The 20117-nt window shown below is 74.4% G+C and carries 14 protein-coding genes; 6 read left to right on the plus strand and 8 right to left on the minus strand.

The features are described 5' to 3' along the window. The first annotated feature begins 96 nt into the window (after positions 1–96). On the plus strand, positions 97–1119 hold the full coding sequence (locus tag ACZ63H_RS21385; RefSeq protein ID WP_469867250.1) for a glycosyltransferase family 2 protein: 1023 nt from the start codon (positions 97–99) through the stop codon (positions 1117–1119). A 51-nt stretch (positions 1120–1170) separates the two neighbouring features. Here the strand turns inward: ACZ63H_RS21385 and ACZ63H_RS21390 are convergent, their stop codons facing one another. The 4 genes from ACZ63H_RS21390 to ACZ63H_RS21405 form a co-directional block, all read right to left on the minus strand. After that, positions 1171–2658: an LCP family protein gene (locus ACZ63H_RS21390; RefSeq protein ID WP_469867252.1), complete on the minus strand. Its 1488-nt coding sequence runs from the start codon at positions 2656–2658 to the stop codon at positions 1171–1173. Between the two features lie 238 nt (positions 2659–2896). Continuing rightward, positions 2897–4678: an LCP family protein gene (locus tag ACZ63H_RS21395; RefSeq protein ID WP_469867254.1), complete on the minus strand. Its 1782-nt coding sequence runs from the start codon at positions 4676–4678 to the stop codon at positions 2897–2899. A gap of 231 nt (positions 4679–4909) precedes the next feature. Further along, positions 4910–6091, minus strand: a complete 1182-nt coding sequence (locus tag ACZ63H_RS21400) for an LCP family protein (protein WP_469867256.1) — start codon at positions 6089–6091, stop codon at positions 4910–4912. Positions 6092–6233: 142 nt separating this feature from the next. After that, positions 6234–6989: a TIGR03089 family protein gene (locus ACZ63H_RS21405; protein WP_469867257.1), complete on the minus strand. Its 756-nt coding sequence runs from the start codon at positions 6987–6989 to the stop codon at positions 6234–6236. 110 nt (positions 6990–7099) lie between these two features. Here ACZ63H_RS21405 and ACZ63H_RS21410 point away from each other — a divergent pair, with 110 nt between their 5' ends. Together ACZ63H_RS21410 and manB are read left to right on the plus strand one after the other, a co-directional pair. Next, the gene (locus tag ACZ63H_RS21410) at positions 7100–8509 is read left to right on the plus strand and encodes a peptidoglycan recognition protein family protein (RefSeq protein ID WP_469867294.1); all 1410 of its coding nucleotides are present in this window, start codon (positions 7100–7102) and stop codon (positions 8507–8509) included. Positions 8510–8657: 148 nt separating this feature from the next. Further along, positions 8658–9740 carry a mannose-1-phosphate guanylyltransferase gene (gene manB, locus ACZ63H_RS21415; protein ID WP_469867259.1) on the plus strand — a complete coding sequence of 361 codons (1083 nt, stop codon included), beginning with the start codon at positions 8658–8660 and terminating at the stop codon, positions 9738–9740. A gap of 102 nt (positions 9741–9842) precedes the next feature. Here the strand turns inward: manB and ACZ63H_RS21420 are convergent, their stop codons facing one another. The 4 genes from ACZ63H_RS21420 to ACZ63H_RS21435 form a co-directional block, all read right to left on the minus strand. Continuing rightward, on the minus strand, positions 9843–10853 hold the full coding sequence (locus ACZ63H_RS21420) for a DNA-3-methyladenine glycosylase family protein (RefSeq protein ID WP_469867261.1): 1011 nt from the start codon (positions 10851–10853) through the stop codon (positions 9843–9845). 67 nt (positions 10854–10920) lie between these two features. Continuing rightward, positions 10921–12261 (minus strand): coenzyme F420-0:L-glutamate ligase, encoded by a 1341-nt coding sequence (locus ACZ63H_RS21425; protein ID WP_469867263.1) that lies wholly within the window; start codon positions 12259–12261, stop codon positions 10921–10923. After that, positions 12258–13217 carry a 2-phospho-L-lactate transferase gene (gene cofD, locus ACZ63H_RS21430; protein ID WP_469867265.1) on the minus strand — a complete coding sequence of 320 codons (960 nt, stop codon included), beginning with the start codon at positions 13215–13217 and terminating at the stop codon, positions 12258–12260. Before cofD ends, ACZ63H_RS21425 begins: the two co-directional genes overlap by 4 nt. A gap of 33 nt (positions 13218–13250) precedes the next feature. Next, entirely contained in the window at positions 13251–13745 is a 495-nt protein-coding gene (locus ACZ63H_RS21435; protein ID WP_469867267.1) for a cysteine dioxygenase, read from the minus strand. A gap of 676 nt (positions 13746–14421) precedes the next feature. Here ACZ63H_RS21435 and ACZ63H_RS21440 point away from each other — a divergent pair. The 3 genes from ACZ63H_RS21440 (at position 14422) to ACZ63H_RS21450 (ending at position 20100) form a co-directional block, all read left to right on the plus strand. Beyond that, entirely contained in the window at positions 14422–14685 is a 264-nt protein-coding gene (locus ACZ63H_RS21440) for a WhiB family transcriptional regulator (RefSeq protein ID WP_003975777.1), read from the plus strand. 202 nt (positions 14686–14887) lie between these two features. Continuing rightward, positions 14888–18565, plus strand: a complete 3678-nt coding sequence (locus ACZ63H_RS21445; RefSeq protein ID WP_469867296.1) for a glycosyltransferase family 2 protein — start codon at positions 14888–14890, stop codon at positions 18563–18565. Further along, positions 18562–20100 (plus strand): DUF5719 family protein, encoded by a 1539-nt coding sequence (locus ACZ63H_RS21450; protein ID WP_469867269.1) that lies wholly within the window; start codon positions 18562–18564, stop codon positions 20098–20100. The genes ACZ63H_RS21445 and ACZ63H_RS21450 overlap by 4 nt, the downstream gene beginning before the upstream one ends. Positions 20101–20117: the final 17 nt, after the last annotated feature.

The following is a 20117-nucleotide window of genomic DNA, read 5'->3' on the forward strand; positions in this document are numbered from 1 at the left end:
ATCCGGGAGCACAGTAGGCCGATACGATCTCCAGCCCGCGCCGCGGCCCCGGCGGCGCGCACCCGTGTCCCCCGTTCGCGGTAACGTGAGGCCCCTATGAACGCCAAGCCCGACGTGCGGCTCCCCGCAGTGTCCGTGATCATGCCCGTCCTCAACGAGGAACGGCATCTGCGCGGAGCCGTCGAAGCGATCCTCGCGCAGGAGTACGCCGGCGAGATGGAGGTCGTGATCGCCCTCGGTCCGTCCACGGACCGCACGGACGAGATCGCCGCCGAGCTGGTCCGCGCGGACCCCCGCGTGCACACCGTGCCCAACCCGACCGGCCGCACCCCGGCCGCGCTGAACGCGGCGATCAAGGCGTCCCGGCATCCGATCGTGGTCCGCGTGGACGGCCACGGCATGCTCTCGCCGAACTACATCGCCACCGCCGTGCGCTTGCTGGAGGAGACCGGCGCGCAGAACGTCGGCGGCATCATGCACGCCGAGGGCGAGAACGCCTGGGAGCACGCGGTGGCCGCCGCGATGACGTCGAAGATCGGCGTCGGCAACGCGGCGTTCCACACCGGTGGCCGGGCCGGCCCCGCCGAGACCGTCTACCTCGGCGTGTTCCGGCGCGAGGCGCTGGAGCAGCAGGGCGGCTACAACGAGGAGTTCATCCGCGCCCAGGACTGGGAGCTGAACTTCCGGATCCGCGAGGCGGGCGGCCTGATCTGGTTCTCGCCCGAACTGCGGGTGTCGTACCGGCCGCGGCCGTCGGTGCGCGCGCTGGCCAAGCAGTACAAGGACTACGGCCGCTGGCGGCACGTCGTCGCCCGCTACCACTCCGGCTCCATCAACCTGCGCTACCTCGCCCCGCCGGTGGCGGTGTGCGCGATCGCGGCGGGCCTGGTCGCCGGCGTCGCGCTGACCCCCTGGGGCCTGGTGGTTCCCGGCGGCTACCTGGCCGCGATCGTCGCGGGCTCGGTCCCGGCCGGCAAGGGGCTGCCGGCGAAGGCCCGGCTGCGCATACCCGTGGCCCTGGCCACCATGCACATGTCGTGGGGCTGGGGCTTCCTGACCAGCCCGAAGTCGCTGGCGCGCAGGGTCATCGCCTCCCGCCGGCCCGCGGTCCACGCCTGATGCCGCGCCGGGGCCCCCGTGCGGGGGCCCCGGGCGCCGGTCCGCCGGCCGCTACCAGCGGTAGGGGGCGTACACGTCCATGCACTTGGAGGTGTCCGAGCCGTTGACGGCGTCGGAGTTCTCCGGCAGGTCGCCGGCCTTGGGCTCGGACTTCTTCGGGTAGGCCGCCCCGGAGCGCCAGTCCGCGCCGACGACGACCGTGACCCCCGAGACGTCGGTCGACTTCTGCACCTGGGCCACCGGGATGCCGAGCGCCCGGGCCACCGCCTGGGCGTCGCCCTCCAGGTCCGCGCTCGGATAGCGCACCAGCGTCTTGTCCTCGGCCAGGCTGCCCGAGGTGTCGGCCTGCGCCCGGGCGTAGCCCTTGCCCACCAGCACCTGGCCGACCGCCGAGGCGCGCTGCGGCACCGCGGCGTCGGTGGAGGTCCGGGTGGCGTTGCGCACCAGCACCCCGAGCCGGGCCGGGTCCAGCGAGGGCTTCTTGTCCGGCTTCGCGGCCGCCTTCTTCTTCCCGTCCGACTTCCCGCCGTTCTTGTCGAACGGCACGTCGTCCCGGAGCATCCGCCACATCTTGTCGGCGTTCTCCTCGTCGGGGACGACGTGGTTCTCGTTCTGCGGGTCCTTCAGGTTGGGCATGGTCACGGAGGTGATGCGGTCGGTCGGCACCGACTTCATCTGCATGCCGAGGTCGTAGAGCTTCTTGACCGTGGTGATCTCCTCGGACACGTGCAGCGACTTGATGGCCGCGTCCGCCAGGTCCATCAGCCGGCCGGTGTCGGTGAACGCGTTCTGCTGCTTGAGCGTGCGGATCATCGAGTTCAGGTACATGTGCTGGGCGCGGGCCCGCATCAGGTCGTCGCCCCAGGCGTGCCGGGTGCGCAGCCACTGCAGGGCCTGCTTTCCCTTCACCTTGTGCGTGCCCTTGGTCAGCCTCAGCCCGGACCCGCCGTGCACGGTGGGCGTCGAATGGTCCGACACGTTCTGGTTCACGCAGACGTCGACGCCGCCGATCGCGTCCGCCATCCGCACCACGCCCGCGAAGTCGATCGTCATCCAGTGGTCGATATAGACCCCGGTGAGGTTCTCCCAGGTCAGCAGCGTGCAGCCGGCCCCGCCACGGGCCAGGGTGACATTGATGATGTCGTTCGTCGGCGGATACTCCTTGCCGGTGTCGGGGTCCGTGCACGCGGGGATGTCCACCCGGGTGTCGCGCGGGATGCTGATCATCGCGGCGCTCTTGCGGTCCGCCGAGAGGTGGATGAGCATCTGCACGTCCGCCAGCGGCGGGTCGCCGACGTGGTCCCTGCTGCCGCCGAGCTTCAGGTTCTCCTTGGAGTTCCGGCTGTCGGAGCCGATCAGCAGGATGTTCAGCGGAGTCTGGCCCGCCGCGTTCGGCGCGGTCCGGTGCGCCTTGGAGTCGTCGCCGTTGGCGCGCCGCCCCTTCTGGAGGCTGTCGTTGAGATGCTGGTAGTAGAGATATCCGGCACCCGCGGTGCCGAGTATCACCACCGCCAGCACCGTCGCCGACCAGCGCAGCACCCGCCTTCTGCGCCGCCGCCGGTCGGTCTGCGCACCGCCCGAACGCCGCCTGCCCCCTCGCCGTCCCGGACCCGCCGGCGCGCCCGGGGTCCGGGGCGCGCGCGCCGCCGCCTCCTCGACCGCCGGAGCCTTCCCGCGCACCTCGCTCTGCGCCAAATTCCCTGCCCTCCCCACCCTTGCGCCAAGCAGCGGGCCCGTCCCGCGTCCGGTTAGACGCACGACGGGCCCCATGGGTTACCTACGAGGCGCACTTCACCTTGTCCGCCGTGGACTTGTCGACCGCCGGCGCCTTCGTCGGAGGTGTCAGGGAGATCCCCGCTCCCTTGAAGTCCTTGCCCAGGGTCAGCGTCATCGCCGGCAGCCCCTGCGCGTTGGTCACGCTCTCGCCCGGCTTCATCGCGGCCCCGGACAGGCCCATGACCGCGGCCAGCCGGCGGGCCTGGGCCGCCTGGTCGGGCGCGTACTCCAGCGTTGTCCTGGCCAGCTTCGCGGGGGCGTTGCCGCCGTTCTCCGACTTGGTGACGCCCTCGTCGTTCTGCAGCCAGGCGAGCACCGCCTGGGCGCTGCCGGTCTCCGCCCCGCCGTTGAGGACGCGCACCCGCACGTCGGAGGCGGGCGCCTGGGTGCCCTTCAGCCGGGCGGCCTGGGCGTCCTTCGCCGCCTTCTGCTTCTTCTTCACCTCGGTGAAGGAGACGTCGTTCTGGATGGCCTCGAACACCTGCGGGGCCATCGCCGTATCGACGATCACCGTCTTGTGCACGGTGCCGTCGGCCGGGTTGTCCTTGACCGGCAGCGTGGTGAAGGTCAGGTTCTTCGGGTTGAGCTTGCCCAGCTCCAGCCCCAGGTCCTTCAGCCGGTTGATGTCGTCCAGCTTGTCGTCCACGGTCAGCGCCTTGGTGCCGGCCTCGGCCAGCTTCACCATCTTCGTCGGGCTGGTCAGCGTGGAGTTGCCCTTCAGCTTGCGCATCAGCGCGCCGAGGAACTGCTGCTGGAGACCGATCCGGCTCAGGTCGCCGCCGAAGCCGACGGAGTGCCGGGTGCGCACGAACGCCAGCGCCTGCTCACCGGAGATCGTGTGCGTGCCCTTGGGCAGCTTCAGGTGCGAGTCCGGGTCGTCGATGTCCTTGGCCAGGCAGACCTCGACGCCGTCGACCGCCTCGGTCAGCGTCTTGACCGCGTTGAAGTCGGCCACCATGAAGTCGTCCGGCTTGATCCCGGTCAGCTCGGTCACCGTGCGCATGGTGCAGCTCGGCGTCCGGTCGTCCTGCCCGAGGCTGGTGTTGAAGCGGACGCGCTCGGAGCCCGGGATGATCTTCTGGGTGCCGTCCTCCTGCTCGGTCGGGCAGTCCGGGACGTCGACGATCAGGTCGCGCGGGATGCTCAGCGCGGTGGCGTTGGACCGGTCCTTGGAGACGTGCAGCAGGATCGTGGTGTCGGCGTGGCCGGCGCTGCCCGCGTCGCCGTAGCCCTCGTTGCCCTTGCCGGTGCGCTTGTCGGTGCCGATCAGCAGGATGTTGATCGCCTCGTCCTTGCGGAAGCCACCGGTGCTGGCACCGTCGTCGGACACGGACGTGATGTTGTCGTTGAGGTGCTTGATGTAGAGGTAGCCGGCGGCCGACACGGCGACCAGCACGAACGCCATGGACCCGCCGGTCCACAGCAGCACCTTCTTCGCCCGCGACTTCTTCTTCGGCGGACGCCGGGACGCGCGCCGGCCCTGCGACGCCTCCGGCTCCGCGCCCCGGCGCCGGGCCGAGCGGGGCGCCGGCACCTCGGAGGCGCGCTCGGCCCGGGACGACTGCCGGCCTTCCTTGTCCGGCTGCGGGTTCTCCCCGCCCTGCCGCCGGGCACGGCGGCCCGCCGCGCCACCGTCCGGTGCGGACGGTTTGCGCGGTCCGGGAACCGGCGGCTGCGCTGCGGAAGGGCTCAGTCGCAGTTCGTATTCGCCGGTGTCCGGATTGAGCACCCACTGGTCTGCGGGGTCGATGTTGTCCGCCCGCCCACGGCCTTGCGCGTCCACGGTTGTCCGAATCCTCCGTCGGGGCCACGCGGCGCCTTCCCCCTCCAAGGCGCTCGGGTCTCGGTGAAACAGTGCACGACCCAGGACGGACCTCGCGGCCAGGTGCACCGGATCGCTCACACTATCCGCCCAGTTCAGCGTCGGGCGACGCCGGTGACAAATTCGACGTTCCTACAACCGGGCAATCCCCCTCATTTTCCGAACCGGAGTGCGCCGTTTCCGGTGGACGGCTCACTCACAGGTGTGTTCGGCGGCGGTGTACCCGCGGAACGTCGGGGCGGGCGCGGGGCCGTCCGGGCCGCCCGCGCCCGTGTCCTGCCGGGGAACTTCCGGTGAATTCTCCGGGGTCACCGCCACCGGCCGGTCGGCCCGCAGCCGCGCGAACAGTTTCTCCGCCTCCGGCTCCACGAGCTGGTCGCGATTGGCGTCGTAGACGTACGACGTCCTCGGGACCGTCAGGAACCGCACCTGTTCGGCGGGGATGTCGCGCAGTCCGCGTGCCAGCTGGTACAGCCCGCGCAGGCTCGCCAGCCCCGGGTCGGTGGTCAGCGCCGAGGTCGCCGCGTCCAGCAGCGGATACAGCTTCACCGGATTGAGCAGTACGGCGTCGCCACGCACCTTGTCGACGAGCGCGCCGAGGAACCGCTGCTGGCGTTTCATCCGGTCGGTGTCGCTGCCGTCGCCGAGCGACTTGCGGGCGCGCACGTACCCGAGCGCCTGCTCCCCGTCCAGCGTGATGCGCCCGGCGGGCAGCCGCAGCTTCGCCGCCTTGTCGTCCACCGGTTCGCTCAGGCACACCTCCACGCCGTCGACGGCGTCCACCATCTCCTTGAAGCCGGCGAAGTCCAGCACCATGTGGTGGTCGACGCGGATGCCCGTGAGCTTCTCCACGGTCCGGATCGTGCACGCCGAACCCCCCACCTCGTAGGCGTGGTTGAACATCGCGAACACCGGATCGCCGCGCGTGCCGTCCTCCCGCCGGCAGGAGGGGATGTCCACCATCAGGTCCCGGGGCAGCGAGACGGCGGTGGCGCTGGTCCGGTCCGCGGCCAGGTGCAGCAGGATCGTGGTGTCCGAACGCTGGCCGACGACGCCCTTGCCGTACCCGCGGTTGGCGTCCCCGGCCCGGGTGTCGGACCCGATCACCAGGATGTTCTGCGCGTCGCGCACCAGCGCGGTGGGCCGCTCCCGTTCATAGCGGGCCAGTTCGGCGGCGGCGGCCTCGTCGGGGGTGATGTTGGCGCTGAGTCGGGCGTAACCGGCCCAGCCGGCGCCGGCGGCGGCGAGGAGGAGGACCGCCGCCCCCAGCGCCGAGTTCCGCAGCCGGCGCCGCCGCCGACGCCGTATCAGCCCGTCGCCGGTGGCCGAGGCCCCGGAACCGGTACCGAGGGAGGTGCCTGCGGTGTCGGTCACGATGGGCCGTCCCCTCATGCCGTACGAGCGTCACGTGCTGCACTTACGACGATGGCGGGGCAGGGGAGGGGGAGCGCCCTTTGCTGCGCCGAACGGGTGACGCGGAGTTCCGGGGCGCGGCGGCCGGGGGTCGCGGACCGCCTCAGCGGCGGACCGCGGTGACCCGCTCGCTCTCGACGCGCTTGGCGAGGGCCTCCTCGTCCAGCCGGCCGAGGTTCCGGCACAGCACCACGGACCCGCCGACGGCCAGCGGCGCGTACAGCCCCGCGCTCAGCCCCTCCCAGGTGTCGTACGGCAGCCCCGACAGCAGCCGCGAGCCGGGTCCGGTCAGCTCCAGCGCGGGCGCCTCGGCCGCGGCCCGCTCGACCGCTTCCGCTCCGGTGAACTCCCGCCCGGCGACGACGAGCGCCGGCTCCCGCGGGTCCACCGGGGCGAACGGGGTGAACCGGTCGCCCTGGCCCGGCGCCTCCACGGCGTAGTCGAGGAACCCCTCGGGCGGCTGCGGGAACCGCCCGCCCAGGGGCCGCAGCGCCAGCGCCACCCGCTCGCCCCGGCAGGCCCGCGCGGCCTCCAGCGTGTCGGGACCGCTCACCACGACGTCGGCCGCCGCCGGGTCCCCGCCGACGTCCGCGACCACGCCCACCGAGGAGCAGGCCAGCAGCCACACCGCCGTCTGCCAGTGCGCGGGCAGCAGCAGCGCGACACGGTCGCCGGGCCCGGCGGCGAGGTCGCCCTGGAGCAGGTTGGCGGTCTTGGCCACCCAATTGGCGAAGGTGGCCACGGACAGTTCGACACGCTCGCCCGTGGCGTCGTCGTAGAAGGTCACCAGCGGGCGGCCGGGGTCCGCGGCGAGCGCGGAAGTCAGCAGGTCGGCGGGGGTGCGATCGGTGGCGTTCACGCGGGACAGGGTACGCGCGGCCGGGCGCGCGCAGGGAGGAACGGGCCACCGGTTCGGCGGAGCGCCGTCCGACGGTCCGTCAGTTGACCTATGGACAGATTTACATGGTTATGTCCAAGATCGGGCGCATGCGTGGATTCCTCACTTCCCCTTCCGGCGTCTCCCCGCTCGTCGTCCGCTCGGCCGGCACCGCCTGCGCGGCGGTCCTCGCCCTCGCCCTCGTCCCGGCCCCGCCCGCCGCGGCCGAGGGCGGACGGGCCGGGGACGCGGTCGCGGGCAGCACGCGCTCGCTGCCGCTCGTCCCGCTCGACCGTGAGCGCGCCCCCGACGCGCCCCCGGACCAGGGGCTGCGCCGCACCGGCCTCGCCCGGTTCGCGCTGGTCGGCGTGGTCTGGGACGACCCCGGCAGCGAGCTGCGCGGCCGGGTGCGGGTGCGTACCCGGTCCGCCCTGACGGGGGCGTGGACCGGCTGGCAGGACGTCGGGACGCACACCGCCGACCACGGCGCCGACCCGGGCACGGCGGAACGCGCCGCCCGGGGCGTGCGCGGGGCGACCGCGCCGCTGTGGGTGGGTCCCTCGGACGGCGTGGACGTACGGGTGCGGGCCGACGGGCCGGGCGGCGACGGGCGCGCGGGGAACGGGCACGGGGCGCTGCCGCAGGGGCTGCGCGTGGAACTGGTCGACCCGGGGCAGGACCCGGGGAGGACGGCGGCGGGGCCGGGCGCGCGGGGGCGGGCGGGGACGCCCGTCGACGACCCGCCGCACACCGGGCTGGACACGGAGGCCGCGATCGCCGCCTCGGGCGCCAACGCCGGCATCGCCGCCTTCGGCACCACCGAGATCCCGGCACTCGACGGGCCGGCCACCGTGGCGGAGCTGACGAGGCTTCAGGGGCCGGTGCGGGGCAAGCCGTACATCGGGCCGCGTCCGAACATCGTCACGCGGCGGGGCTGGGGCGCCGACGAGTCACTGCGCGAACGCGGGTTCGTCTACACGAAGAAGATCAAGGCGGCCTTCGTGCACCACACGGCCTCGGGCAACAAGTACACCTGCGCCCAGGCCCCCGCCGTCATCCGCGGCATCTACCGCTACCACGTCAAGAGCCTGGGCTGGCGGGACATCGGCTACAACTTCCTCGTCGACAAGTGCGGCACCCTCTACGAGGGCCGGGCCGGGGGCGTGGCCAAGGCGGTGCTCGGCGCGCACACCCTCGGGTTCAACACCGACAGCATGGGCGTGGCCGTGCTCGGCACCTACGGCACGACCAAGCCGGCGGGCGCCGCGGTGACGGCCGTCGCCCGGCTGGCCGCGTGGAAGCTCGGCCTGCACGGCGTCGACCCGAGGGCGAAGACCTACCTCACGTCCGGCGGCGGCAACCTCTACCCCAAGGGGAAGAAGGTACGGCTGAACGTGCTGTCCGGGCACCGGGACGGGTTCGCCACCGAGTGCCCCGGCAAGCAGCTGTACGCCAAGCTGGGCACGGTCCGCACCGGCGCGGCGCGCTACCAGGGGCGCTGAGGCGCGGCGGACGGGGGAAACCGCGCGCCGATCCCGTGGGACACCGCGCGGCCGGCGCGGACGCCGCCGGCCGATCTGCCTACACTGACCGGCCGAAACGAGTGAGACGAGCAGTTCGGGCGGGCCCGGCGGGAAGCAGAGACGACAGGTGACAGAAGCGATCCTCCTGGTCGGCGGCAAGGGCACCCGGCTGCGACCGCTCACGGTGCACACGCCCAAGCCGATGGTCCCGGCCGCCGGGGTGCCGTTCCTCACCCACCAGCTGGCGCGGGCGCGCGCGGCGGGCGTGGAGCACGTCGTCCTCGCCACCAGCTATCTGGCCGAGGTCTTCGAGCCGTACTTCGGCGACGGCTCCGCGCTCGGCCTGCACATCGAATACGTCACCGAGGAGGAGCCCCTCGGCACGGGCGGCGCCATCCGCAACGTCGCCGGGCGGCTGCGCTCCGGCCCCGACGACCCGGTGCTCGTCTTCAACGGGGACATCCTGACGGGCCTGGACATCAGGGCGCTGGTGGACACCCACGAGACGGCGGGCGCGGACGTCTCGCTGCACCTGACCCAGGTCACGGACCCGAGGGCCTACGGCCTGGTCCCCACCGACCCCACCGGCCGGGTGCTGGCCTTCCTGGAGAAGCCGCAGACGCCGGAGGAGATCGTCACCGACCAGATCAACGCGGGGGCGTACGTCTTCAGGCGGTCGGTCATCGACACGATCCCGGCGGGCCGGCCGGTCTCCGTGGAGCGCGAGACCTTCCCCGACCTGCTGGCGGCCGGGGCCCACCTCCAGGGCATGGTCGACTCCACGTACTGGCTGGACCTCGGCACCCCGGCCGCGTTCGTGCGCGGCTCGGCCGACCTGGTGCTCGGCCGCGCGCCCTCCCCGGCGGTGCCCGGACGCCGCGGCGACCGTCTCGTCCTGCCCACGGCCACGGTGGCGCCGGACGCCAAGGTGACCGGCGGCACGGTGGTGGGCGAGGGCGCGTTCGTGGCCCAGGGGGCGCGGGTCTCCGGCTCCGCCATCCTGCCCGGCGCCGTCATCGAGCCCGGCGCGGTCGTCACCGACTCCCTCGTCGGCAGCCGCGCCCGCGTCGGCGCCCGCACCGTCCTCACCGGCACGGTCATCGGCGACGGCGCGGTCGTGGGCGCCGACAACGAACTCCGCGAGGGCGTACGGGTATGGTGCGACGCCCGCATCCCGGCGGGAGCACTCCGCTTCTCGTCCGACCAGTAGTCCGGCCCCGGCACGCCCGGACCGTCGACCCGGCGCACCGCCCGCGGGATCACCCCAGGGGCCCGGCGGCCCCGCGGCGGCTCCATCACCGCGGCTGCGGCATCACAGCAACCCGATGTCCACCCGGGGCATCTTCGGCTTGCGCCGGGCCGGGACGCGGCCGCTCAGCAGGATCAGGCGGGCCGCCCGGTGCCGCTGCCCGGCGTACGGCTCCAGCAGGCGCAGCATCTCCGTGTCGTCGGCCTCCCGGTCCCCCGCCAGCGCCCACCCCACGATGCCCGGCAGATGCAGATCCCCGACGGTCACCTCGTCCGCCGCCCCATGACTGCGCTGCACCACTTCCGCGGAGGTCCACGGCCCCACCCCGGGCACGACCTCCAGCCGCGCCCGGGCCTCGGCCGCCGGCATCCCCGCCGCCTGCTCCAGCCGCGCGGCGACCCGTACGGCCCGCAGGATCGTGGACGCCCGCTTGTCGTCCACCCCGGCCCGGTGCCACTCCCAGGAGGGGACCAGCGCCCACGTCCGTGCCGCCGGCATGACGTACATCGGCCGTTCGCCCGCCCCCGCGGGCCCCGGCGCCGGCTCCCCGAACCGCCGTACCAGCAGCCGCCACGCCCGGTACGCCTCGTCGGTCGTGACCTTCTGCTCCAGCACCGAGGGGATCAGCGACTCCAGCACCAGCCCGGTCCGGACCAGCCGCAGGCCCGGCCGGCGGTGCCGGGCCAGCGCCACCACCCGGTGCCGGGGCACGAACGCCCCGGGATCGTCGTCGGCGCCGAGCAGCCGGGGCAACCGCTCCAGCAGCCACTCCGCCCCCGGCCCCCACGCCTCGCCGGTCACCTCACCGCCGTCCACGCGCACGCGCACCGTGCCCGGCCCGGCGGGCGTACGGCTGGCCCGCCACACGGATCCGTCCGCGGTGGCCCGGAACGTCGGGTCGGCGGGCCCGCGCCGCAGCGGCCCGAGGGTCAGCCCGAGGTCCAGCGGACCCTCCGGCACCCACCGCCGCGCCCGCGCGGGCGCCGCCGCCTGCCGGGGGACCCCCGCGGGCACGGCGACCTGCCCGCCGCGCACGGTCGTACGCGTGGGCCGCTGGGGAAAGCGTCCTGCCACGAGGAGTCCTAGAGGGGCCGGCCGGGATGTTCCGGAGGGGTCTGTTCCGCTTTACGAGGGTAGGTGCTCAGCGCACCTCCACGAACGCCTCCGCGTCCCGCGCCGGCCGGGGCCTCGGGTCCTCCGCCGGCCGGCCGACCGCCACCGCGCCCATCGGGTCCCAGTCCGCCGGCAGCCCCAGCACCTCGCGCACCACGTCCCGGCAGAACATCGTGGACGACACCCACGCCGAGCCCAGCTGCTCCCCGGCCAGCGCGACCAGCAGGTTCTGCACGCCCGCACCCATCGCGACCACGAACATCTCCCGCTCGGCACCGTCGCGCCGGGCGTCCCCGTAGGTGTGCGAGCCGTCCATGACGAGGCACGGCACGATCAGGTACGGCGCGTGGCGCAGCACGTCACCGCGCCGGATCCGCTTCGCGACGGACTCCTCGCTCTTGCCGTCCCGGCGCAGATCGGCGATCCAGGCGTCCCGCATCGCGTCGAGCAGCCGGGCCCGCGACTCCGCCGACTCCAGCAGCACGAACCGCCAGGGGGTGGTGTGGTGCGGGGCGGGCGCGGTGACCGCCGCGGCCACCGCGCGGCGGACGGCGCCGGGATCCACGGGGGCGTCGGTGAACGCCCGCACGGTGCGGCGCTGGGTGACGGCCTCCCGGACCGCCTCGGAGGTGCCGAGCCGGAACATGTCGTCCCGGGCGGTGCGCACCAGCGCCCGCGCGCCCTCGTCCGCCGCACCGGCGGCTCCGGGTTCCACGACGTGGGGCAGCCCGCGCACGACGGCCACCGGGCGGCCCGCCGCCTTGCCCTTGACCAGGTCGCCGGCGGCGGCCAGCTCGTCCGCCGTGGCGACGACGGTCGCGCTCAGCGGATTGCCGTACGCGTCCGTGCCGCCGCGCAGATCGTCCAGCACGCGCACCCCGGCGGCGCCGATCGCCACGTCCGTGAGGCCCGAGCGCCAAGGTCGCCCGAACGTGTCGGTGACGAGCACCCCGACGTTGACGCCGAGGGCCTCGCGCAGCCCGGTCCGGATGGCGCGCGCGGAGGCGTCCGGGTCCTCGGGCAGCAGCAGTACGGTCCCGGCGGGGGTGTTGGAGGCGTCGACCCCGGCGGCGGCCATCACCAGGCCCTGCCGGTTCTCCACGATGCGCAGCGTGCCGCGCCGGGCCACCACCCGGACCGTCTCGGCGTCGATCGCGGACTCCCGGTCGGCGGCCCGCACGATCCGGCCCTCCGCCTTGGAGACGATCTTGGAGGTGACGATCACCACGTCCCCGTCGGCCAGACCGGGCCCGGCCTCGGCGATCAGCTTGGCGATGTCGTCGCCCGGCCGCACCTCGGGGATGCCGGGCAGGGCCCAGACGCGGAATTCCGGCCGCTCGTCCGCCGCGGCGGACGCCGTCGTGCTCACGCCGCGCGCACCTCCTCGGCCAGCGCGAGCGCCTCCCGCGCCATCTGCGCGGCGGCCTCCACGTCGGTCATCATCAGCGGCACGGCGCGGCAGCGGATGCCGTCCGCCTGGACCCGCTCCACCGCGCCCGCGTCCACGGCGTCGACCAGCCAGCCGTCCAGCAGCCCGGAGCCGTAGTGCTCGGCGACGGCGGCGGCCGTGGCCTCCACGCCGACCGCGGCGAGCACCTTGTCGGCCATGCCGCGCACGGGCGCGTCCCCGACGATGGGGGAGAGGCCGACCACGGGCACGCCCGCGTCCGCGATGGCCTCGCGGATGCCGGGCACGGCGAGGATCGTGCCGATGGACACCACCGGGTTGGACGGCGGGAAGAGGATCACGTCCGCCTGGGCGACGGCCTCCAGGACGCCCGGGGCCGGCTTGGCCTGCTCGGCGCCGACCGGGACGACCGCCCGGGCCGGGACGGAGGCGCGCAGCTTCACCCAGTACTCCTGGAAGTGGACCGCCTTGCGCTCGCCGTCCAGCTCGACGGCCACGTGGGTCTCGACGCGGTCGTCGGTCATCGGGATCAGCCGCACGCCCGGCCGCCAGCGGTCGCACAGCGCCTCGGTGACCGCGCTGAGCGGGTAACCGGCACCGAGCATCTGCGTCCGCACGATGTGCGTGGCGAAGTCCCGGTCGCCGAGCCCGAACCACTCCGGTCCGACGCCGTAGGCCGCCAGTTCCTCCTTGACGTGGAAGCTCTCGTCCGTCCGCCCCCAGCCCTGTTCCTCGTTGATGCCGCCGCCCAGCGTGTACATCACCGTGTCCAGGTCCGGGCAGACCTTCAGACCGAAGAGGTGGATGTCGTCGCCGGTGTTGCCGATGACCGTGATGTCCGCGTCCGGCGCGGCCCGCTTCAGACCACGCAGGAAACGGGCACCGCCGATGCCGCCTGCCAGAACCACAATGCGCATGGGGCAAGTCTTGCAGGCGGATACGACACCGCGTCAGGCGGTCACCGCGCGCGCCGCGCAGTGCGGGGAGGCGTGCATGGGCATCTCGGTCAGCCCGGGGTGGTAGACGTGCAGACTGACCGCCGGCTCCAGCGCGTCGTTGACGACCTCGTGGACGTACCCCGGCGCGAACACCCGCTGGGCACCCGCCCCCAGCGCGCGCGTGCCGCGCACGGTGTGCTCCGTGAGCGCGCCCTCCAGGACCGTGAGCACCCCCGAGGAGCGGCCGTGGTCGTGCCGTCCGCTGCCCTGCCCGGGCAGCCAGGACAGCAGCCAGACCTCGTAGCCGGGGCCGGTGCGCAGCCGGTGGTACCAGCGGGTGGTGGCGTCGAAGCGGACCAGGTGCGCCCATTGGTCCCGGTCGGCGGCGATCGAGCGGGCGAGCCCCACGAACTCGGCGACGGTGGCCGGGTGTTCGCGCGGCGGCTGGAGCAGGTGCGGGACTTCGAGGATGTCGCCGGCGATCTGGAGGTCGTTGTCGCTGTTCATGGGGGTGCGGTGGTCCTCGGCGGAAGAGTGGGGGCCGGAGCTGGGGTGACGCGTGCGGTCCGCCCGGGTCGCGGGCGGGCGGGATGCCCCGGATGAGGGGGATCAGGCAAGGCGGGACGCGGCCGAGCCGGGATGGGCTCGGGAACAGCCGGAGCGGGCGTGGCTCAACAGCTGGGACAGCAGCAACAGCTACAGCGCGCGCGGGCGGCACCGAGGGACCCGCGGGTGCGGGTCGAGGTGGGTGCCAAGTTCGCGAGCATGCCCACTAGGACATCGGTTCACACGCGCAGTGTCAACTCTGCGCCCGGTATGTGGGACATGTTTCACCTCATCCGGTTTATTTCCCAGGCGAAAGGTTTGCTCATCGGGGTCTCGGGACACATGGGGCACATCCGAGCGCTCGAGCCTCGCGGAACGGCATCGAACACGGAGACGTCCTTCTCCGTACAGGGGATCTGTACGGAGAAGGACGTCTCCGTGGGTCCGGCTGCGTGTCAAGGTTTATGCCGATTTGAACACTTTCCGCATGGCCTTGGTTCCGCAGAGTGAATAACGGGCCCAATAGCAGATCTCGGCTTGACTCGCCCGGAGCAGCACACTTGTAATTTCACTCGTGTCGTTCAGCCGAAATCGGTGACGGCTACGCACGGGGACGCGAGACAGACGAGGGGCGCACATGACCGAGCTGGTGCAGCAACTGCTGGTCGACGACGCGGACGAGGAACTCGGCTGGCAGGAGCGCGCACTGTGCGCCCAGACCGACCCCGAGTCCTTCTTCCCCGAGAAGGGCGGCTCCACCAGAGAGGCCAAGAAGGTCTGCCTCGCCTGCGAGGTCCGCTCCGAGTGCCTGGAATACGCCCTCGCCAACGACGAGCGCTTCGGCATCTGGGGCGGCCTGTCCGAGCGCGAGCGCCGCCGGCTGAAGAAGGCCGCCGTGTGACCGTACGCGCGACCCCGAAGGGACCGGACGCGCGACCGCGAAGGGCACGAACGGCCCGTCGCACGTGGGTTGTCCACAGGCGGCGGGCCGTCGTCGTGCCCAGCCGATAGTGTGGGCGCTCGTCCGAGACGCCCCGCTGTCCCTCGGCCACGAGAAGACGCGGGTGTCCACCGCAGTCCATCGAACCGGGGCCCGTACCTCGATGTCCGTGCACAGCCATGCGGCAGCCCAATACCGCGCCGCGCCCGCCGGGTCTGACCCGTCCCGCCCACCCGAGTTCCCGCGCCACGTGGTGACCGCGGTCCTCGTCTCCCACGACGGCGCCCGCTGGCTGCCCGACGCGCTCGCCGGGCTGCTCGGCCAGGAGCGCCCCGTCCAGCACGCGGTGGCCGCCGACACCGGCAGCGCGGACGACTCCGCCCGGCTGCTCACCGAGGCACTCGGCGAGGCCGGCGTGCTGCACCTGGCCCGCCGCACCGGCTTCGGCCAGGCCGTGGAGGAGGCGAGCCGCACCGCGCCCGTCCTCACCCCCGAGGACCTGCCGTACCTCAAGCGCCCCAGCGGCTGGGACCCCGCCACCCGCACCTGGCGCGACGACGCGTACGACCTGCCGGAACTGCCGCACGGCGAACCCGTCCAGTGGCTGTGGCTGCTGCACGACGACTGCGCCCCCGAACCCGGCGCCCTCGCCCAGCTGCTGCGGGTCGTCGACAACGAACTCGAACTCGGCCGGGACGACGTCGCGGTCGTCGGCCCCAAGCTGCGCGGCTGGTACGACCGCCGCCAACTGCTGGAGGTCGGCGTCTCCATCGCCAACTCCGGCCGCCGCTGGACCGGTCTGGACCGCCGCGAACAGGACCAGGGGCAGCACGACCACGTCCGCGACGTGCTGTCCGTGTCCACCGCCGGCATGCTCGTCCGCCGCGACGTCTTCGAACAGCTCGGCGGCTTCGACCGCCGGCTGCCCCTCATGCGCGACGACGTCGACCTGTGCTGGCGCGCCCACACCGCCGGCCACCGCGTCCTGATCGCCCCCGACGCCGTCGTCCGGCACGCCGAGGCCGCCTCCCGCGAGCGCCGCGCCGTCGACTGCGCGGGCCGCACCACCGCCTCCCCGCACAAGGTCGACAAGGCCGGCGCCGTCTACACCCTGCTCGTCAACGCCCGTACGGCCGCGCTGCCCTGGGTGCTGTTCCGGCTGGTCCTCGGCACCGTCCTGCGCACCCTCGCCTACCTCGTCGGCAAGGTTCCCGGCCAGGCCCTGGACGAGATCCGCGGCCTGCTGAGCACCTTGCTGCGGCCCGAGCGGATCATCGCGGCCCGGCGCCGCCGCGGCCCCTCCCGCATCGACAAGGCCGAACTGCGCCGGCTGTTCCCGCCGCCCGGCGCCACCGTCCGGGCCACCGTGGAGCAGATCGCCAGCAACCTCACCGGCGGCTCCGACACCGACACCTCCTCGGCCGGCCGGCACGGCGGCGCCGTGGAATCCGGGCCCGGCGGCGACGACGCCGACTTCCTGGAGGTCGAGCAGTTCGCCCGGCTCAAGCGGATCGCCCGCCGGCCCGGCCCTGTCCTCTTCCTCGCGCTGCTGCTCGTCTCCCTCGCCGCCTGCCGCGCCCTGCTCGGCGGCGGCGCCCTCGCCGGCGGCGCCCTGCTGCCCGCCCCGGCCGGCGCGACCGACCTGTGGTCGCGCTACCTGGACGCCTGGCACCCGACGGGCACCGGCGGCACCCCCGCCGCACCGCCCTACCTGGCCCTCGTCGCCACCCTCGCCTCCCTCCTGTTCGGCTCCACCAACCTCGCCGTCACCGCCCTGCTGGTGTGCTCCGTGCCGCTCGCCGGCTGCACCGCCTACCTCGCCTCCCGGCCCCTGGTCCCCTCCCGGCTGCTGCGCGCCTGGGCCGCCGTCGCCTACGCCTTCCTGCCCGCCACCACCGGCGCCCTGGCCGGCGGCCGCGTCGGCACCGCCGTCCTCGCCGTGCTGCTGCCGCTCCTCGCGCGCGCGGGCATCGCCGCGAGCGGCCTGGCGGCCCGCGCCGGCACCCGCGGCAGCTGGCGCGCCACCTGGGCGTACGCGCTGCTGCTGACCATCGCCACCGCCTTCACGCCGATCGTCTGGCCGCTCGCGCTGCTGCTCGGCCTCGGCGTCCTGGTGCTGCGCCGCCGCGACCTGCTCGGCTACGGACCGCGCCTCCTCGCCCAGCTCGGCACCCCGCTGCTGGTCCTCGCCCCCTGGTCGCTGACCCTGCTGCCGACCGGCTTCTTCCGCGAGGCGGGCCTGGCATACGGCCCCTCGGCCGCCTCCGCGTCCGACCTGCTCGGCGCCGCCCCCGGCGGCCCCGGCACCGTGAACGGCCTGCTGCTCCTCGGCATCGTCCTCGCCGCGCTCGCCGCCCTGCTGCGCTCCGAACGGCGGCTCGGCATCCGCACCGCCTGGGCCGTCGCCCTGGCCGGCCTCGTCTTCGCGGTGCTGTCCAACCGGTCCGCCTGGGCCGGACCGGCGACCCTCGTCTACGGCATCGCCCTGCTGGCCGCCGCCGTCCTCGGCGCCGACGGCGCCCGCGCGCGCGTGGCCGAGCAGAGCTTCGGCTGGCGCCAGCCCGTCGCCGCCCTGATCGCCCTCGCCTCGGCCGCCGGCCCGCTGCTCGTCGCCGGCGGCTGGATGATCCGCGGCGCCGACGGCCCCCTGGAGCGCCGCGACCCGGCCCAGGTGCCCGCGTTCGTCGCCGAGGACTCCACCGGCGGCGACCAGGCCCGCACCCTGATCCTGGACAGCGACTCCCCCGCCCGCGTGCGCTACAGCCTGGTCCGCGGCTCCGGCGCCCGCATGGGAGACGCCGAGTTCACCGCCGCCACCGGCGCGAACAGCCGCCTGGACCAGACCGTCGCCCACCTGGTGGCCGGTTCCGGCGCCGACCAGGCCACCGAACTCGGCGGCTTCGCCGTGCGCTACGTCCTCGTCCACCAGGGCGCCCCCCGCGAGATCACCCGCGTCCTCGACGCCACCCCCGGCCTGACCCGGCTCAGCCAGCAGAACGGCGCCGCCCTGTGGCGCGTCGACCAGGAGGTCTCCCGCGCGGCCATCGTGCCCGCCGGCGGCTCCGGCAAGGCCCGGCCGGTCACCGCCGGACCGGTGGAGGTGCACACCACCGTCCCCGCCGGCTCCGACGGCCGCGTCCTGCGCCTGGCCGACGCCGCCGACGACGGCTGGACCGCCACCCTCGACGGCAAGCCGCTCACCCGCACCACGGTCGACGGCTGGGCCCAGGGCTTCCGGCTCCCCGCCCAGGGCGGCCGGCTCGACGTCACCTACGACACCCCGCTCGGCCACACCGCCTGGCTCTGGGCGCAGGGCCTGCTCGCCGTCGTCCTGGTCGTCCTCGCCCTGCCCGGCCGGCGCCGCGACGTCGACGACGACCTGCCCGAGGAGCAGCCGCCGCCCGCCCAGGCCGTCGCGGGCGAGGGCCGCCGCGCACGCCGCCTGCGCGCCCAGGCCGAGGAATCGCCCGCCGGGGAGCCGCCCGCCGGGGAGCCGCCCGGCACCCCGCCGCCCCCGGCCGCCGTACCCCGGCAGCAGCCGTATGAGGAGTACGACCCGGCCGCGTACGCGAACACCGGATACGCCGGCTACGGCACGGACCCGTACCCCGCCGCGACCGGCTACGACCAGCAGCCGTACCCGCAGCCCGACCCCTACCAGCCGGCGGCCCCCTACGACCCGTACGGCTACGGCGGCACCGACGGCCAGCCGTCCTACGACCCGACGGCCTACCGGCACCAGGGCTACGACCCGGCGTACGACCCCGCGCCGCAGGGCTACGACCCGGCCCAGCACCCCCACGGCACCGGCAGCCAGCGCCCCGACGGGAGCCAGCAGTGAACCGCACCACCCTGTCCCTGATCGCCGGCACGGCCGCGCTGGCCGCCGTCACCGCGTTCGCCGCGGTCGACTCGCCCTCCGCGTCCGGCGCCGCTCCCCGGGCCGCCGCGCGGCTGCCCGTGGAGCGCACCGGCCTGGTGTGCCCGGCACCCAGCACCTCGGACCTCGCCGAGACGACGTACACCTCGTTCACGCCCGTCACCAAGGGCGCCGCGAGCGGCGGCGCGGCCCGGCTGCGGGCGGCCGGCGAGCAGTCGGCGGACGACGGCTCCGGCGAGGACAAGGGGGGCAAGGGAGACAAGGGGGGCAAGGGCAGCAAGAAGGGCGAGGGCAAGAAGGCCGGGCAGCCGGTGCTCACGCCGAAGGCGCCGGGCACGCCGGCCACCGGCGACACCTCCGGCGGGGACGCCCCCGCGCTCGTCGGCACCGCGGACGGCGCCTTCGCGCCCGGCTGGACCGTCCAGGAGACGACCGAGGTCGCCGCCGGCACCGGCCGCGGCCTCCTCGGCGTCACCTGCGCCGGCGCGGACACCGAGTTCTGGTTGCCGGGGGCGAGCACGGCCGCCGGCCGCACCGACTACGTCCACCTGACCAACCCCGACGACTCCGCCGCCGTGGTCGACATCGAGCTGTACGGCAAGGACGGCGAGGTCAAGACCCCGCTGGGCGAGAACCTCACCATCGCCCCGGGAGCGAGCGACGCGATCCTGCTCCCCACGCTCACCGAGGAGCGGCAGACCGACCTGACCGTGCACGTCAGCGTGCGCGGCGGCCGGGTCGGCGCGGCCGTGCGGGCCCTGGACGACAAGGCGGGCGGCGACTGGCTGGCCCCCGCCGCCGACCCGGCTGCCGACCTGGTCCTGCCCGGCATCCCCAAGGACGCCACCGACGTCCGCCTGATCGCCTTCGCCCCCGGCGACGACGACGCCGACCTGAGGATCCGGCTGGCCACGCCCGACGGCCTGATCACCCCGGCCGGGCACGAGACCGCGCACGTCAAGTCCGGCATGACGGCGGCGGTCGACCTCGGCGACGTCACCCGCGGCGAGGCCGGCTCCCTGGTCCTCACCCCGACCGGCCGGGCCGTCCCGGTCGTCGCGGCGCTCCAGGTGGTGCGGGGCAAGGGCGACCAGCGGGAGACGGCGTTCATCCCGGCCACCGCCGCCGTCGGCACGCGCGCGACCTCGGCGGGCAACGGCGCGAAGGGCACGACGCTCGCCCTGACGGCGCCCGGGGGCACCGCCACGGTCAAGGTCACCGCCTCGGCGGGCAGCGAGGGCGGCACCCCGGCGGCCAGGACGTTCACGATCAAGTCGGGCACCACGCAGAACGTGGACGCCCCCGTTCCGACGGGCCTGAAGGGCACCTACGCCCTCACCGTCGAACCCGTCTCCGGCGGGCCCGTCTACGCCTCCCGCACCCTCACCGCCCCCACCCGCTCCACCGCCGCCTTCACCGTCCAGACTCTCCCCACCGACCGCGGCCTGGTGCCGGTGCCGGAGACGGAGCAGGACTTGTCGATCCTGCAGAAGTAGCGGGCCGGGGAGGCCCG

The sequence above is a fragment of the Streptomyces sp. NPDC104831 genome (genome assembly GCF_055583025.1).